The 15,160-nt window shown below is 75.2% G+C and carries 17 protein-coding genes; 8 read left to right on the top strand and 9 right to left on the bottom strand.

Annotated features, from left to right (window positions below):
- Positions 1–106: 106 nt before the first annotated feature.
- Positions 107–1,024, bottom strand: coding sequence for an NAD-dependent epimerase/dehydratase family protein (locus BLT39_RS07175; protein WP_242658224.1), 918 nt, complete (start codon positions 1,022–1,024; stop codon positions 107–109).
- Positions 1,025–1,143: 119 nt separating this feature from the next.
- On the opposite strand from BLT39_RS07175, the gene BLT39_RS07170 reads away from it, so the two are divergent.
- Positions 1,144–1,818, top strand: a complete 675-nt coding sequence (locus BLT39_RS07170; RefSeq protein ID WP_242658223.1) for a TetR/AcrR family transcriptional regulator — start codon at positions 1,144–1,146, stop codon at positions 1,816–1,818.
- 53 nt (positions 1,819–1,871) lie between these two features.
- Here the strand turns inward: BLT39_RS07170 and BLT39_RS07165 are convergent, their stop codons facing one another.
- From BLT39_RS07165 to BLT39_RS07135, 7 genes are all read right to left on the bottom strand, one after another.
- Positions 1,872–2,165 (bottom strand): DUF1416 domain-containing protein, encoded by a 294-nt coding sequence (locus BLT39_RS07165; RefSeq protein ID WP_091061071.1) that lies wholly within the window; start codon positions 2,163–2,165, stop codon positions 1,872–1,874.
- A gap of 1 nt (position 2,166) precedes the next feature.
- Positions 2,167–3,000 (bottom strand): sulfurtransferase, encoded by an 834-nt coding sequence (locus tag BLT39_RS07160; protein ID WP_091061068.1) that lies wholly within the window; start codon positions 2,998–3,000, stop codon positions 2,167–2,169.
- 25 nt (positions 3,001–3,025) lie between these two features.
- Positions 3,026–3,457 carry a DUF4395 domain-containing protein gene (locus tag BLT39_RS07155; RefSeq protein WP_091061064.1) on the bottom strand — a complete coding sequence of 144 codons (432 nt, stop codon included), beginning with the start codon at positions 3,455–3,457 and terminating at the stop codon, positions 3,026–3,028.
- Between the two features lie 156 nt (positions 3,458–3,613).
- Complete coding sequence (locus BLT39_RS07150; RefSeq protein ID WP_242658222.1) at positions 3,614–4,057, bottom strand: thioredoxin family protein; 444 nt, start codon at positions 4,055–4,057, stop codon at positions 3,614–3,616.
- Between the two features lie 38 nt (positions 4,058–4,095).
- Entirely contained in the window at positions 4,096–4,782 is a 687-nt protein-coding gene (locus tag BLT39_RS07145; protein ID WP_091061061.1) for an LmeA family phospholipid-binding protein, read from the bottom strand.
- Positions 4,779–5,600 (bottom strand): hypothetical protein, encoded by an 822-nt coding sequence (locus BLT39_RS07140; RefSeq protein ID WP_091061057.1) that lies wholly within the window; start codon positions 5,598–5,600, stop codon positions 4,779–4,781. Before BLT39_RS07140 ends, BLT39_RS07145 begins: the two co-directional genes overlap by 4 nt.
- On the bottom strand, positions 5,597–6,316 hold the full coding sequence (locus tag BLT39_RS07135) for an alpha/beta hydrolase (RefSeq protein WP_242658262.1): 720 nt from the start codon (positions 6,314–6,316) through the stop codon (positions 5,597–5,599). The genes BLT39_RS07140 and BLT39_RS07135 overlap by 4 nt, the downstream gene beginning before the upstream one ends.
- A gap of 198 nt (positions 6,317–6,514) precedes the next feature.
- Here BLT39_RS07135 and BLT39_RS07130 point away from each other — a divergent pair, with 198 nt between their 5' ends.
- The 6 genes from BLT39_RS07130 to pstB all read left to right on the top strand — a co-directional run bounded on the left by BLT39_RS07130 (position 6,515) and on the right by pstB (position 12,460).
- Complete coding sequence (locus BLT39_RS07130; RefSeq protein WP_091061054.1) at positions 6,515–7,255, top strand: winged helix-turn-helix transcriptional regulator; 741 nt, start codon at positions 6,515–6,517, stop codon at positions 7,253–7,255.
- Positions 7,256–7,275: 20 nt separating this feature from the next.
- Complete coding sequence (gene mshD, locus BLT39_RS07125; protein WP_242658221.1) at positions 7,276–8,190, top strand: mycothiol synthase; 915 nt, start codon at positions 7,276–7,278, stop codon at positions 8,188–8,190.
- A 212-nt stretch (positions 8,191–8,402) separates the two neighbouring features.
- Positions 8,403–9,494: a phosphate ABC transporter substrate-binding protein PstS gene (pstS, locus tag BLT39_RS07120; protein ID WP_242658220.1), complete on the top strand. Its 1,092-nt coding sequence runs from the start codon at positions 8,403–8,405 to the stop codon at positions 9,492–9,494.
- A 122-nt stretch (positions 9,495–9,616) separates the two neighbouring features.
- The gene (gene pstC, locus BLT39_RS07115; protein ID WP_091061042.1) at positions 9,617–10,573 is read left to right on the top strand and encodes a phosphate ABC transporter permease subunit PstC; all 957 of its coding nucleotides are present in this window, start codon (positions 9,617–9,619) and stop codon (positions 10,571–10,573) included.
- The gene (gene pstA, locus BLT39_RS07110) at positions 10,573–11,652 is read left to right on the top strand and encodes a phosphate ABC transporter permease PstA (RefSeq protein ID WP_091061038.1); all 1,080 of its coding nucleotides are present in this window, start codon (positions 10,573–10,575) and stop codon (positions 11,650–11,652) included. The genes pstC and pstA overlap by 1 nt, the downstream gene beginning before the upstream one ends.
- A 28-nt stretch (positions 11,653–11,680) precedes the next feature.
- Entirely contained in the window at positions 11,681–12,460 is a 780-nt protein-coding gene (pstB, locus tag BLT39_RS07105; protein ID WP_091061034.1) for a phosphate ABC transporter ATP-binding protein PstB, read from the top strand.
- Between the two features lie 265 nt (positions 12,461–12,725).
- Here pstB and BLT39_RS07100 read toward each other — a convergent pair whose 3' ends face one another.
- Positions 12,726–13,943 (bottom strand): LCP family protein, encoded by a 1,218-nt coding sequence (locus BLT39_RS07100; protein WP_242658219.1) that lies wholly within the window; start codon positions 13,941–13,943, stop codon positions 12,726–12,728.
- Here BLT39_RS07100 and BLT39_RS22950 point away from each other — a divergent pair.
- The gene (locus BLT39_RS22950; protein WP_242658218.1) at positions 13,942–15,066 is read left to right on the top strand and encodes a hypothetical protein; all 1,125 of its coding nucleotides are present in this window, start codon (positions 13,942–13,944) and stop codon (positions 15,064–15,066) included. The genes BLT39_RS07100 and BLT39_RS22950 overlap by 2 nt on opposite strands.
- The last annotated feature ends 94 nt before the right edge of the window (positions 15,067–15,160 follow it).

Here is a 15,160-nt window from a genome sequence, read left to right as displayed (position 1 = left end):
GCCTGACCGCGCCCGTCGCGCACCACAGCGCGGCGAGGACGGCCAGGGCGACGAGAACCCAGGCGGTGACCAGACCCATGCCGCCACCGTAATCGCGGCCGGCCGGTCAGGCCGCGGCGGCGGTGGCCCGGCAGACCTCGTCCCACGGCGTCGGCTCGGTGCCCAGCTCGCGCAGGGTCTCCGAGCCGTCGACCACGAAGTCGGCGTCCCACTGGTGCCGGATGGCGGCGACCTCGCGCAGCTGCGGGGACACCGCCCCCAGCGCGGTCACCACCGGCCAGGGCAGGCCCGACACCCGGGCGGGGCGGGCGCCCATCGCGGCGGCGAGGTCGGTGAGCACCTGCCGCTGGCTGCGGGGCTGGCTGCTCGGCACGATCCACGGCCGGCCCCAGGTGGCGGGCGTGGTGGCCAGCGCGGCCAGCACCCGGCCGACGTCGGGCAGGTGGGCCCAGCTGTGCAGCGCGTCCGGGTCGCCGATCACCCAGGCCCGGCGGCCACGGCGCAGGGTGGCCAGCTGCCGGGTGACGTGGGAGTGCTCGACCGGCACGGTGGGGCCGACGAAGTCCGACGCGCGGGCCTCGACGACCCGTACCCGGCCGGCCTCGTGCGCGGCGAGCATGTCGGTCCACACCCGCGCCCGGACCCGGCCCTTGGTGTCGGTGGCCGCCAGCGGGGTCGCCGCGGTCATCGGGCCGGTCGGGCGGCCGTGCACGTAGAGGTTGCCCATCGCGACCAGCACCGCGCCGGTGCGGGTGGCCGCCTCCAGCATCGCCGCCGCCATCGGCGGCCAGTCGCTGGCCCACCGGGAGTAGGCGGGGTTCACCGCGTTGACCAGCGCGTCCGCGCCCCGGGCCGCGGCCGCCAGCGCGTCGGCGTCGGCGGCGTCCACCGCGCGGTGCTCGACGTCGGCGGTCGACGTCCCGCCGCTGCGGGACAGCACCCGCACCCGGTGCCCGGCGCGCACCAGCTCCTGCGCGGTGGCGGTGCCCACCGGTCCCTTGCCCACGACCACGTGCAGTCCCACGACGACTCCCTCGGCTCGACGAGAGCGGTGCTCTCGTTCCGCGGACACCGTGCAGCGCACCGCTCTCGGTTGTCAAGAGCAGTGCTCTCGATCGCGAGCGGTGTTACCGTCCAGGTGTGGTGAGCACCGCGAGGGAGCGCGCACGGGCCGCGCTGACCGAGGAGATCCTGGGGTCCGCCCGCGGCCAGCTGGCCACCGTCGGCGCCGCGGGCCTGTCGCTGCGGGCGGTGGCCCGCGACCTGGGCCTGGCGTCGTCCGCGCTGTACCGCTACTTCCCCAGCCGCGACGACCTGCTCACCCGGTTGATCGTCGAGGGCTACGACGCCCTGGGCGCCGCGGCCGAGGCGGCCGACGACCCCGCCGCGCAGCCCCGGGCCCGGTGGCACGCGGTGTGCGCCGCCGTCCGGGCCTGGGCGCGGGCGCACCCGCACGAGTACGCCCTGCTCTACGGCTCGCCCGTGCCGGGCTACGCCGCGCCGGCCGACACGGTGCCGGCGGCGACCCGGGTGGGTGCGGTCCTCGGCGGCGTCCTGGGCGACGCGGCCCGGGCGGGCCTGCTGCCCCCGGCCGAGGGACGGCGGACGGCCCTGGTCCTGCCCGCCGCGGCGGCGGTGCTGGGCGGGGAGCACGAGGCACTGGACGACGGGGTCCGCTCCCGGGCGCTGCTGGTGTGGAGCTCGCTGTTCGGGATGGTCAGCTTCGAGCTGTTCGGGCACTTCGAGGGCACGGTCGCCGACGCCGACGCCTTCTTCACCGAGCAGGTGGGCGAGCTGGCCGACCTGCTGGGCCTCTAGACGCAGCGGAGGCCCGGGACCGCAGGGGTCCCGGGCCTCCGACGTGCCGTGCCTCAGGCGATGGCGAGGGTGGTCTCGTTCAGCCCGACCTCGGCCGAGAGCACCCGCTCCGCCCGGCCGACCGGGGCCAGTGAGCGCAGCTTCCACTCACCGGGCGCGGCGAAGAACCGGAACTCGCCCTCCGGGGAGGTCACCACCTCGGCGGTGAACTCGTCGGTGGCGTCCAGCAGCCGCACGTAGGCGCCGGCGACCGGCGCGCCGTCGTGCCACACCGAGCCCTGGATGACCGTCTGGGTGGACAGGTCGATCCCGGCGAGCGCGCCGCCCTGCTTCGGGGCCCCGCACACGTCAGGCGCCCTTGGCGATCGGGACGCCGACCAGCGAGCCGTACTCGGTCCAGGAGCCGTCGTAGTTCTTCACGTCGGCGTGGCCGAGCAGCTCGTGCAGCACGAACCAGGTGTGCGAGGAGCGCTCGCCGATGCGGCAGTAGGCGATGGTGGCCTTGCCGTCGTCCAGGCCGGCGTCGGCGTAGAGCGCGGCCAGCTCCTCGTCGCTCTTGAAGGTGCCGTCCTCGTTCGCGGCCTTGCTCCACGGCACGTTGACCGCCGAGGGGATGTGGCCGGGGCGCTGCGCGCCCTCCTGCGGCAGGTGCGCGGGGGCGACCAGCTTGCCGGCGAACTCGTCGGGGCTGCGCACGTCGACCAGGTTCTTGGTGTCGATGGCGGCCACGACCTCGTCGCGGAAGGCGCGGATGGAGGTGTCGGGCTCCTTGGCCGTGTACTGCGTGGCCGGGCGGGTGACCTCGGCGTCGGAGAGCGGACGGCTGTCCAGCTCCCACTTCTTGCGGCCGCCGTCGACGAGCTTGACCGCGTCGTGGCCGTAGAGCTTGAAGTACCAGTAGGCGTAGGCGGCGAACCAGTTGTTGTTGCCGCCGTAGAGCACGACGGTGTCGTCGTTCGAGATGCCCTTGGCCGACAGCAGCTGCTCGAACTGCTCCTTGTCCACGAAGTCGCGGCGCAGCGGGTCCTGGAGGTCGGTCTTCCAGTCCAGCTTCACCGCACCCTCGAGGTGGCCCTTGTCGTAGGCGCTGGTGTCCTCGTCGACCTCGACGAAGACCAGGCCGGCGTCGCCCAGGTGCTCCTGGGCCCAGTCGGCGCTGACGAGCACGTCGCTGCGGCTCATGGGTTTCTCCTCCTGCGGGTGGGGGTCAGTGGGAACGGGCGGGACGGGCCCGCCGGACGATCAGGTACAGCTCGCAGCCGAGGCAGAAGCCCACGGCCGCGTTGAGCAGGGCGGCCACGAGGGCCAGCCCGGTCGCGACGGCGCCCACGACCGGCGCGCCGGTCAGGTAGCCGAGGGTGCCCACGAGGGCGAAGCCGAACCCGACGAGCTGGGCGAAGCGCGGCGGCGCCTCGTCCTCGGTCTCGCGGACCGGCCCCAGCCGCGGGGCGACGAGGGTGCGGAACGCCACGCCGTAGGGGGCGTACCGGAGACCGGCGAACGCGCCGACGGCGAAGACGACCGCCTGCGCGGCGAGCAGCCAGCCGCTGCCGGTCAGCAGCACGACGGCGAGCACGACGGTGGTGACCCAGGCGGCGAAGCGCGGGCCACGGATGTCGACCTGACGGATGGGTGTCACGGGTGGGGGCCTTCCGAGGAGCGGGGTGAGGGCTCGTCGAGGCGGGAGGTCAGCCTCGGAGGGAGGCGCGACACAGGCAGCTGCCCAGGCGGCACAGGTCGACTGTGCGTCGCTGAGTCAGCAGGGTGCCCACGGCGCGCAGAGTAGCAACACCCGTCACGCGGGCCCCTGGGCCGGGGCGTGCGCGGCCACCAGGGCGGCCAGCTCGTCGGGCCGGGGTGCACCGCTGCTGCGGCCCAGCAGGGCGCCGCTGCGGTCGAGGTAGAACAGCGTCGGGGTGCGCCGCACGTCCAGCGCACGGACGGCCTCCAGCTCGCTCTCGGCGTCCACGTGCACCGCCGCCAGGCCCGGGTGGCGGGTCTGCAGCTGGGTCAGCCGGGCCTTCGTCGCACGGCAGGGCGCGCAGAACGCGGTCGCGAACTGGACCACCGTCAGGTCGGCGTCCTCGGGTCGCACACCGAGCCCGCGCAGCACGTCCAGCTCCTGCACGGCTGCTCCTCCCGTCGTCCGCACCGCCCCGCTGCGGGTCCGCAGCCACCAGGCGGCGACCGCCGCCAGCACGAGGGCGGCACCGAGCACGGCCGCTCCGGTTGCGTCCACGACCGGCTCCAACGTGACCGGTCCGGTGCGGATTCCCGCTACTGCAGGACGACGTCGTCCGCGCCGGCGGTGACGTCGACCCCGGTGCCGGTGACCTGCAGCCCCGTCAGCTCCAGCCCGAAGGGCAGCGCCGGCAGCGGGTACCGGAAGTCGAGCAGGTCCTGGGCGGCGTCGACGAGGAACTGCGGGACGTCGATGCCTGCGCCGGCGGCGGAGTCGACCGTCACCACCAGGTCCTGCCCGTCCAGGGTCACGGTGCCCGCGGCGGTCAGCGGGACGGTCTGGCCGAGCACCTCGACGGTCTTGGTGATCCGCAGCCCGTCGCCCTCGGCGGTCAGCGTGGTGTCGCCACCCAGCTGCGCTGCGAGCAGGTCGAAGGGCACCGACGCGCGGGCGTCGACCCGGTCCACCGGCAGCTGGGAGACCTGCCCGCCGACCACGTCGGACAGCGGCAGCCGCACGCCCTGCAGGGACACCTGCGCCGAGGTGCCGGCGGGTTGGCCGAGGTCGTCGGCGGTCAGCGCGATGCGCACGTCGTCGTAGCGGCCGGCCACGGCCTGGGTCAGGAACGGGAAGCCGGTGATGTCGACCGAGGGCTCGCCCGCCAGCCCGGCCTGGCGCTGCACCTGGGCGGCGACCTGGTCCTCGGCGACCAGCACGCCCACGCGGTCGGTGGCGACCAGCAGCACGACGAGCACCCCGAGGGTGACCAGCAGCCCCTTCACAGGCTGGTCTGCAGCACGAGGAACCAGGCCACCGGTGCGGCCGCGGCGAAGGGCAGCACCGCCTGCACCGCGGGCAGCGCCCAGCCGCGCCGCGGCCGGTCGACCGCGCCGAAGGAGGCGCCGACGGCGACCAGCGCGGCCACCCCGGCCAGGACGGCGCCGAACAGCGCCGCGGCCAGCGCCCCGGTCGGGTCGGCGGACTGCCGGCGCAGCAGGGCGACCACCACCCCGGCGAGGACGGCGAGCAGCACCCCCGGCAGACCGCGCGGCACGCCGGGCGCCAGCGCCGGGCGCGGCAGCAGGAGGTCCACCGCGTGGCCGACCAGCAGCGCGACCCCGACGACCAGGACGGCGGTGGTGGCCAGCCGGTCGCCGCCGGGGGCGCGGCCCAGCGCCAGCAGCACGGCCGGCGCGGTCACCGCGCACAGCAGCAGCAGGACGCCGGCCAGCGAGGCGACCAGGTAGCGGCGCGGGGCGGGGCGGGCCATCTGGTGCAGCACGCACACCAGGAACCCCGGGCCCAGCACCAGCAGCAACGAGCCCAGGTCGGGCTGCTCGGGCAGCCCGAGCAGCAGGTCCGCGCCGACCGCGGCGGCCACGCCGATGGCCAGCGAGCCGACGAACCCGCGGATGCCGGTGGCCAGCACCCACGCGGCGACCAGGGCCAGCTGGAGCGCCGCCACGGCGACGGCCCGGCCGGTGTCGCCGAGGGCGAGCGGCAGCCCGGCCAGCAGGGCGGTGGCCACCAGCACGCCGCCGGCGGCCGGCAGGTGGTGCGCGGTGCGCGACAGCTCGACCGGCGCCGCCGGGGAGCTCATCGCCGCGCCGGCTCGGGGACGGCGGCGCGGGTCACCGGGTCATCGTCGCAGAGCGGGCCGCGGCCGACCGACTCCCGCGCCCACCGGCCGATCCGCTCGGCCAGCGGCGCGGTCATCCCGTTCTCGGCGTGCCCCATGCCGGGCACCACCCACACCGTGGCGGCCGGGCCGGCGGCCTGGGCCAGGGTGCGGAAGTGCTCCAGCGGGAAGTAGGCGTCCCGGTCGCCGTGCACCAGCAGCAACGGGAGCGGGGCGATGGAGCTGACCAGCTGCACCGGTGCGGGCGGGTTGGTCGGCCAGGGCGCGCCCAGCCGGATGCCCAGCACACGGCTCCCGAGCCGTCGTCCGGCCGTGGTCTCCAGCAGCCAGTGCACCCGGCGCATCGGCACGGTGTCGCGGACGAACCAGCGGCTGACCGCGCTCACGCTCACCACGGCGTCGGGCCGGTGCGCACCCACCGCGGCCTGCCGCAGCGCGGCACCGCCCCCCATCGACAGCCCCACCGTGACCACCGTCGTCGCACCGTCGGCGCGGGCGGCGGCGACCGCGGCGTCGACGTCGAGCAGCTCGGGGTCCCCGCCCACCCCGGATTCCCCGCCGGAGCGGCCGTGGCCGCGGAAGTCCAGGCCTCGCACCTCCCCGAACCGGCGCAGGTAGCCGGCCAGCCGCAGGAACGGGGCGCGGGCGGTGGAGTTGGTGAACCCGTGGGCCACCACGAACGTCAACGGGCGTTCACCCGCCGTCGGTGGACGGGGCGGCGCCGGCGGCACCACGATGCCGTGCAGCCGCACCCCGTCCGCCGTGCGCACCGTCACGTCACGCTGCGGTATCGCTCGGGTCACGCGGGGCCTCACGTCGGATAGTCTGCGCTCTCCCCCCGACACCGGTGTCGACGCCACCTGTGAGGAGACGGCATGCGGCTCGTGCTCATGACTTCCGCCCGTCAGGCGACCACCGAGGTCCTGCCTGCGCTGGGGTTGCTCGCCCACCAGGTCCGGGTCGTCGCACCCGAGCTGTCCAGCCTCCTCGACGGCGACGCCGGCGACGTGGTGCTGGTCGACGCCCGCCACGACCTGGTCTCGGCCCGCACGCTGTGCGCGCTGCTGTCCTCCACCGGGGTGGCCGCCTCGCTGGTCGCCGTCCTGTCCGAGGGTGGCCTGGTCGCGCTGTCGGCCGACTGGGGTGTCGACGACGTCGTCCTCGACACCGCCGGCCCCGCCGAGGTCGACGCCCGGCTGAAGTGGGCCACCGCCCGCCGCCAGGCCGCCAGCACCCCGACCGCGGCCGACGACGGCGGCGTCACCAAGGCCGGCGAGCTGGTCATCGACGAGCACAGCTACTCCGCCAAGCTGCGCGGCCGCCCGCTCGACCTGACCTACAAGGAGTTCGAGCTCCTGAAGTACCTGGCCCAGCACCCGGGCCGGGTGTTCTCCCGCGCCCAGCTGCTGCAGGAGATCTGGGGCTATGACTACTTCGGCGGCACCCGCACCGTCGACGTCCACGTCCGCCGGCTGCGCGCCAAGCTCGGCACCGAGCACGAGGCGCTGATCGGCACCGTGCGCAACGTCGGCTACAAGCTCGACCAGCAGGTCGCCGACGCCACCGCCGCCGCCAACGTGGCCGCCGAGACCACCGACGAGCCGGTCGTCTCCTGACCGCTGATCCGCGCCCGGTCGTGGCGCAGCGGCTGACCGGCCCCCAGCTCGACCGCGCCGTCGCCCTCGTGCGCGCCGCGGCCGAGGCCGACGGCGTGCGCCCGCTGAGCGAGGAGGCCGAGCTGCGGCTGCGCCACGGCGGGCCGGACGACGGCCGCGACGTGCTGCTCGAGGCCGACGGCGCGGTGGCCGCCTACGCGCGGCTGGACCGGGACGCCGACGGCTGGCAGGCCGAGTTCGTCGTCCACCCGCAGCGGCGGCGGCGCGGACTGGGGACCGCGACGGCCGCGCAGCTGGAGGAGCTGGCCGGGCACGCGCGGCTGGCGGTCTGGGCGCACGGCGAGCTGCCGGGCTCGACCGAGCTGGCCACCGCCCGGGGCTGGGCCCGCGCCCGCACGCTGCTGCAGATGCGCATGCCCCTGGCCGACGTCGACCCCGAGCCCTCCCCCGCGCTCCCCGACGACGTCGTCGTCCGGCCCTTCCGGCCCGGCGTCGACGAGGACGCCTGGCTGGCCGTGAACGCCGCGGCCTTCGCCTCCCACCCGGAGCAGGGCGGGATGACCCGCCGCGACCTGGAGCTGCGCGAGGCCGAGGAGTGGTTCGACCCGGCCGGTTTCCTGCTCGCCTGGCGCAGCACCGGCGACGACGACGTGCTGCTGGGCTCGCACTGGACGAAGGTCCACCCGCCCGGCGACGCCGCCGACGAGGCAGTCGGCGAGGTGTACGTGCTGGGCGTCGCCCCGCAGGCTCAGGGCCTGCGGCTGGGCCGCGCGCTGACCGACCTGGGGCTGGCGCACCTGCGCGGCCGCGGGCTGCGCGAGGTGCTCCTCTACGTCGAGGCCGACAACACCGCCGCGGTGTCCCTGTACGAGAAGTCGGGCTTCACCCGGTTCTCCGCCGACGTCCAGTGGCACCGGTCCGCGTCCCGACCTTGAGCCGAACCGGCTGAGTTCACCCGGCGGCCGCGCGCTGTACCGCCGGGCGTGAGCCAAGCCTCAGCACCCGTTCATCCCGCGTTCACCGACGCAGCCAGATCCGTCCACCTCGGCTCCTTAGCGTCCTCTCCGTTGGACCTCACTGCCCGGCACCGACGTCCGGGCACCACCGGAAAGGCACTGAGTTGAAGCTCAGCACCAAGACGCGCGCCGTGACCCTGTCCGCGGCGTTCGCCAGCACCCTCGCCCTGGCCGCCTGCGGCGCCTCGAACGAGGGCGGCACCTCCGCGGCCACCGGCTCGGCCGGCGAGAGCCAGGAGCAGCTGAGCGGCACCCTGAACGGCGCCGGCGCCTCCAGCCAGCAGGCCGCGATGCAGGGGTGGACCGCCGGGTTCTCCTCCGTCCAGCCCGACGTCACCGTCAACTACGACCCGGTCGGGTCCGGCGGTGGCCGCGAGCAGTTCATCGCCGGTGGCGTGGACTTCGCCGGCTCCGACGCCGCGCTCAAGGACGACGAGCTCACCGCCGCCGAGGACCGCTGCGGCTCGGCCGGCATCTTCGAGCTGCCCGACTACATCTCGGCCATCGCCGTGGTCTACAACCTCCCCGGCGTCGACGACCTGAACCTCTCCCCCGACGTGCTGGCCGGCATCTTCACCGGCGCCATCACCACCTGGGACGACCCGGCCATCGCCGCGGACAACGAGGGCGCGGACCTGCCGTCCACGACCATCACCCCCGTCCACCGCGCCGACGACTCGGGCACCACCACCAACTTCACCCAGTACCTCTCCGCGGCGTCCCCCTCGGTGTGGACCTCGGAGCCCGACGGCGAGTGGCCGCTGTCCGGTGGTGAGGCCGCCAACCAGACCTCGGGCATGATCTCCGCGGTCCAGGCCGGCGAGGGCGCGATCGGCTACGCCGACGAGTCCCAGGCCGGTGACCTGGGTGTGGCCAACATCGGCGTGGGCAGCGACTTCGTCGCCCCGTCGCCCGAGGCCGCCGCCGCCGTGGTGGAGAACTCGGAGCTGCAGTCCGGGCGCGGTGAGTTCGACTTCGCCTACGACATCAACCGCACCACCGAGAGCGCCGACGAGTACCCGATCGTCCTGGTCAGCTACCACATCGGCTGCATCTCCTACGACGACGCCACCCAGGCCGACCTCGTGAAGGCCTTCCTCGGCTACGTCATCAGCGAGGACGGCCAGAACGCCGCCGCCCAGGCCGCCGGCAACGCCCCGATCTCGGACTCCCTGCGCGAGCAGGCCCAGACCGCGATCGACGCCATCACCTCCGGCTCCTGACGCAGACGGACGGCCCGGGCGCACACTGCGCCCGGGCCGTTCGCGCGTCGCCCACCGCACCGCCCCCGCACCGCCCCGCACCACCCGCCCCGCACCGCCCGCCACGCCCGCACGGAGTCCACGTGACCTCGCTCGACACCCAGCGCCGCAAGGACGCCCAGCAGTCCAAGCCCGTCCGCAGCCGCGGTGACAGCACCTTCGCCGGGCTGTCCACCGGCGCCGGCATCCTGATCCTGCTCGTGCTCGCCGGGGTGGCCGCGTTCCTGGTCGCCGAGTCCCTCGACGCCATCTCCGCCCCGGCCGAGGAGATCGCCGGCGGCGAGGGCGTCTGGTCCTACGTCGGGCCCCTCGTCTTCGGCACGCTCGTCGCGGCGCTGATCGCCCTGCTCGTGGCCACCCCGCTCGGTGTGGCCATCGCGCTGTTCATCACCTACTACGCGCCCAAGCGGATCGCTGCGACGCTCGGGTACTTGATCGACCTGCTCGCCGCCATCCCCAGCGTCGTCTACGGCTTCTGGGGCCTGGCCGCGCTGGCGCCGGCGATGGTGCCCTTCTACGCCTGGGCCGAGGACAACCTGTCCTTCATCCCGTTCTTCGCCGGCCCCGCCTCGGCGACCGGCCGCACGATGCTCACCGCCGGCCTGGTGCTGGCGATCATGATCCTGCCGATCATCTCGGCGATCTCCCGCGAGGTCTTCTCCCAGGCGCCGGCGCTGCACCGCGAGGCCGCGCTGGCCCTCGGCGCCACCCGCTGGGAGATGATCAAGATGGCGGTGCTGCCCTACGGCAAGTCCGGCGTCATCGGCGGCTCGATGCTCGGCCTGGGCCGCGCGCTCGGCGAGACCCTGGCGGTCGCCATCGTGCTGTCGGTCTCCGGCGGCATCACCTTCAACCTGATCAGCTCGTCGAACCCCTCCACGATCGCGGCGAACATCGCGCTGCAGTTCCCCGAGTCCAGCGGGCTCGGCGTGAGCACGCTGATCTTCACCGGCCTCGTGCTGTTCGTGATCACCCTCGCGGTCAACATGCTCGCCCGGTACGTGGTCAACCGCCGGGCCGACTTCTCCGGAGCGAACTGATGACCACCACGGCCCCTCCCCGCCGCGAGGCGCCCGAGCCCGAGGCGCCCGCCGTCCGCACCCGACGCCGGCTGCCCCGCTTCGGCGGCACCGCGCTGTTCGTCGCGGGCCTCGTCGTCGCCGGCCTGCTCACCGCCCTCTCGGGCTGGTCCTGGGGCCTGTTCGCCGTCTACGGCGTCGTGCTCGGCAGCCTGGTCACCTACGTCGGCTCCCGGGTCGTCGAGGGCAGCCGCAAGGCCACCGACCGGCTCGTCACCTGCCTGGTCAGCTCCGCCTTCGCCATCGCCATGGTGCCGCTGGTCTCGCTGGTCTACACGGTGGTCAGCAACGGCATCACCCGGCTGGACGGCACCTTCTTCAGCAACTCGATGGTCGGCGTCGTCGGCGAGGGCGGTGGCGCCTACCACGCCATCATGGGCACGCTGATCATCACCGCCCTGGCGACGCTCATCTCGGTGCCGATCGGCCTGATGGCCGCGATCTACCTGGTCGAGTACGGCCGCGGCAAGCTCAAGAAGACCCTGACGTTCTTCGTCGACGTCATGACCGGCATCCCGTCGATCGTCGCCGGCCTGTTCGCCTACGCGTTCTTCGCCATCTTCTTCGGCCCCGGGGTCCGGTTCGGCATCGGCGGCGCGGTCGCGCTGTCGGTGCTGATGATCCCGGTCGTCGTGCGGTCCTCCGAGGAGGTGCTCAAGCTCGTGCCCAACGAGCTGCGCGAGGCCTCCTACGCCCTGGGCGTGCCCCGGTGGCGCACGATCACCAAGGTCGTCCTGCCCACCGCGATCGCCGGTCTGGGCACCTCGGTGACGCTGGCCATCGCCCGCGTCATCGGCGAGACGGCCCCGCTGCTGGTGATCGTCGGCATCACTGCCGCCACCAACTTCGACCCCTTCGACGGGCGCATGGCCACCCTGCCGGTCTACGCCTACTACCAGCTCACCCAGCCCGGTGTCCCGCCGCAGTTCGGCATCGACCGGGCCTGGACAGCAGCCCTCGTGCTCATCATCATCGTCATGGCCCTCAACGTCGTGGCCCGCCTGATCAGCCGATTCTTCGCCCCCAAGACCGGTCGCTGACCGAGGAACCAGGAGTAAAGGACCAGACATGGCCAAGCGCATCGACGTCTCGGACCTGGACATCTTCTACGGCAACTTCAAGGCCGTCGAGGGCGTCAACGTCTCGATCGAGCCGCGCAGCGTCACCGCGCTGATCGGTCCCTCGGGGTGCGGCAAGTCGACCTTCCTGCGGTCGCTCAACCGCATGCACGAGGTCATCCCGGGCGCCCGCGTCGAGGGCAAGGTCGTCATCGACGGCCAGGACCTCTACGGCTCCGACGTCGACCCGGTCGACGTCCGCCGCCAGATCGGCATGGTCTTCCAGCGGCCCAACCCGTTCCCGACCATGTCCATCTACGACAACGTGGTCGCCGGCGTCCGGCTCAACGCCCGCAAGATGAAGAAGAGCGACCTCGACGACCTGGTCGAGTCCTCCCTCAAGGGCGCCAACCTCTGGAACGAGGTCAAGGACCGCCTGGACCGCCCGGGCTCGGGCCTGTCCGGTGGCCAGCAGCAGCGCCTCTGCATCGCCCGCGCGATCGCCGTCCAGCCCGAGGTGCTGCTCATGGACGAGCCCTGCTCGGCCCTGGACCCGATCTCGACGCTGGCCATCGAGGACCTGATGACCGAGCTGAAGGACCGCTTCACCATCGTCATCGTCACCCACAACATGCAGCAGGCCGCCCGCGTCAGCGAGCAGACCGGCTTCTTCAACCTCAACGGCGTGGGCCAGCCCGGTCGGCTCATCGAGTTCAACCCGACCGAGAAGATCTTCTCCAACCCGGACCAGAAGGCGACCGAGGACTACATCTCGGGCCGCTTCGGCTGAGCCGCGCACCCCACCGGAGCCCCCGTCGACCACCCGGTCGGCGGGGGCTCCGTCGTCTCCGCGGTCCCCGGCCGGGTGACGAGGTCGGGCGCACCTGGCGCCCCGACGTCCCCCGTCGGCTGTCACCCGATCCCCGCCCAGACGGACAGATCGGCGAGTGACGGCTGAGGGGGAACGAGGAGGCCAGGCATTCCCCCTCAGCCGTCACCCGGTGCACCTCCCGGGTGCAGCTCGGGCGAGTGGCAGCTGAACGCCGTCCGGCCGGTCAGCCGCAGGTGGCGGTGGGGGCCTGCGCGGGGGGCGCGGTGTCGGGGACGGCGGCCCCCACGGCGACCGGCGAGACCGCCAGGTCGGGGCTCGCCACGACCAGCTGGACGCCGGCGCCGGGCGTGGTCGTCGGCTCGAGCACCGCGTCCGGGACGGCGGCGGCGACCGTGCGGGCCTGCTCCACCGCGTCGGGGGCGTAGCGCACCAGGCTGGTCGGCACCGCGGCCGGCTCGATGCCGACCGGGCCCGGCACGAAGCCCTGCGCGGTCAGCGCCGCCACGGCGTCCGCGCCCGCGCCGGTCGCCGGGTCGGTGGTGTCGCCGGTGGCGTCCAGGACGGACACCGTCACGCTGCTCGGGGGCAGGGTGACGGCCACGTCGGGCCCGGTGGCCGCCGCCGCGGACTGGACCTCCGCGGGCGGGGGCAGCTCGCCGGTGCGGATGACCGCGTCGAACAGGTCCCGGGTGGCGGTGCCGTCCAGCACCACCGAGGCGGTGGTGCTCCCGGCGGCCAGGTAGCCCTCCCGCGCGACCGGGAGGGAGCTGCGCTCCACCCCGCCGGCGGGCAGCTCGCGCAGGGCGCCGGCCAGCCCGCGCAGGTCGGCCAGCGAGGTGCCCTCGTCGGTGGTGGCGACGTCGGCGGCGCCGGTGGCCAGCGAGACCGCGCGGACGGGGTTGAACAGGGTGCTGACGGTCGCGACCGGGAGCGCGTCGGTCGGGCACGAGGCCGCCACCCCGTCCCCGGCGCGGCCCAGGTCGACGTCGAGGTAGTGGTCGACCCGCAGGCCGGACAACTGCTGCACCGCGCGCACCAGGCAGCCGGGGCCGCCGTCGGCCAGCGACTGCGCCAGCGGCTCGGTCACGGGCTGGCGGAGGTCACCGTCGTCCGCGCGGCACTCGGGGGTGTCCACCAGCGCTGTCGAGGGGACGTCGAGCACGAGTGCGCGCCCGCCGTCGGCGGTCAGCCGCACCAGGGACGCGCTGAGCGCCGCCGCGCCGTCCTGGCCGGGTGCGCCGGTGCCGAGCACCAGCCAGGTGGTCGCGCCGTCCTGCAGCTGGGGGGCGAGGATCTCCGGCGCGTCGGTCGACAGCGCCGCGACCCGGTCCACCGAACGGTCGGCGTAGAAGTACAGCCCGACGTAGAACCCGCCGACCAGGCCGACCAGCACGGCGACCACCACGGCGGCCCGGACCAGCCGCCGCTGCAGCGGGCTCATGGCCGCCCGCTTCTCGGCCCGCGTGCGGCGGACCACCGGGACGGGGACGTCGCGGCCCGGGATGGGCGGCAAGGGGGCCGACGGCCGGAGTCCGGGCAGCGGCGGCACCGGGGCCGACTGCCGGGCGCGCTCGGTGCCGGGCAACGGGGGCACCGGGGCGGACGGCCGCCGGCCCCGCTCGGTGCCCGGCAGCGGCGGGACCGGCGCGGACCGGTCGGTGGCCGCTCTGGCCTGGCGCTGGGCGCGGCCGGGGCGCCAGGGCGAGGACGACGGCACCGGCGCGCGGTCCGCCGGTGCGGCGGGGGCCGCGGGTCCGGCTGCGGCAGCCGGGGGCGTCTCGCCGGCCGGCGGGACCGGCGGCATCGTGGGTCGCGGCCCGGCGGTCTGCGCGGGCACGGCGCTGGTGCTGGGCGCGGCACCGGCGACGATCCCCGAGGCGGGCAGCTCGCTGGTCCCCGGCGACGACACGGGGGGCGACGCCGGCGACGCCACGGGCGAGGACACCTGCCGGGACGACGGCGACGACACCGGCGGGGGAACGGGGGGCGGGGCCACCGGACGGGCGGTCGCGGCGGGCGGCGGGACGGGCCTCGGGACGGGCTGCGCGGTGGGCCGCGGTGCCTGCGGCAGTGCGGGACCGGACTGCGGCGCCGGGGCGGAGGTCGACGGCGGCACGTCGACGGGGGCGGGGTCGGACGGCGGCGCGGGCCGGGCGGGCGCGACGGCCCGCGCGACCGGGGTCGGCCGGGCCGCCGGCGGCGGGGCGCTGGGCCGGGCCGGCGGAGGCGGCGTGGTGGTGTTCGGCCGCGGGGCCGAGGACGCCGGTCGGGACGGCGGCGCGGGCGAGGAGGCCCGCCGGTCGGCCCGCCGGCGACCGCCGGTGCCCGCGACGGCGGCCTCGCGCGAGCGCGCGAGCAGCGCCTCGACGGTGAGCTGGGAGTCGGTCGTGGCGCCCCGGGCGCGCGGGGGGACGGCGAGGGCCTCGTCGGGTCCCCCGCGCCTGTCCTGCTCCGCCACCGGTGTCCGCACCCCGCTGTCGTGGTCCCCCGGCCGGTCGACATGGCGATCGGCCGGCTCCGCGTCGACGCCGTCCGCGGCGCCGTCCGCACAGACTACGGGCTGAACGACACCGATGTGATTCACACGCCGTGGTCGACATGTCGACCCGCCGTCACCACGCCCGTCCGCCCGGTCGCCGCCCGCGTCGCCGCTGCGTA

Origin of the sequence: Klenkia brasiliensis (assembly GCF_900100695.1) — a bacterium.
Classification (GTDB): Bacteria; Actinomycetota; Actinomycetes; order Mycobacteriales; family Geodermatophilaceae; genus Klenkia; species Klenkia brasiliensis.
Note: the sequence above shows the minus strand (reverse complement) of the source record. Positions and strands in the feature narration are given on the sequence as shown.

Coding starts and splice junctions, on each gene's coding strand:
- BLT39_RS07160 (WP_091061068.1), bottom strand. CDS start 3,000: ATGAGCCGCAGCGACGTGCTCGTCAGCGCCGACTGGGCCCAGGAGCAC.
- BLT39_RS07140 (WP_091061057.1), bottom strand. CDS start 5,600: ATGAGCTCCCCGGCGGCGCCGGTCGAGCTGTCGCGCACCGCGCACCAC.
- BLT39_RS07130 (WP_091061054.1), top strand. CDS start 6,515: ATGCGGCTCGTGCTCATGACTTCCGCCCGTCAGGCGACCACCGAGGTC.
- pstA (WP_091061038.1), top strand. CDS start 10,573: ATGACCACCACGGCCCCTCCCCGCCGCGAGGCGCCCGAGCCCGAGGCG.
- pstB (WP_091061034.1), top strand. CDS start 11,681: ATGGCCAAGCGCATCGACGTCTCGGACCTGGACATCTTCTACGGCAAC.
- BLT39_RS22950 (WP_242658218.1), top strand. CDS start 13,942: ATGGCCGCCCGCTTCTCGGCCCGCGTGCGGCGGACCACCGGGACGGGG.
- BLT39_RS07100 (WP_242658219.1), bottom strand. CDS start 13,943: ATGAGCCCGCTGCAGCGGCGGCTGGTCCGGGCCGCCGTGGTGGTCGCC.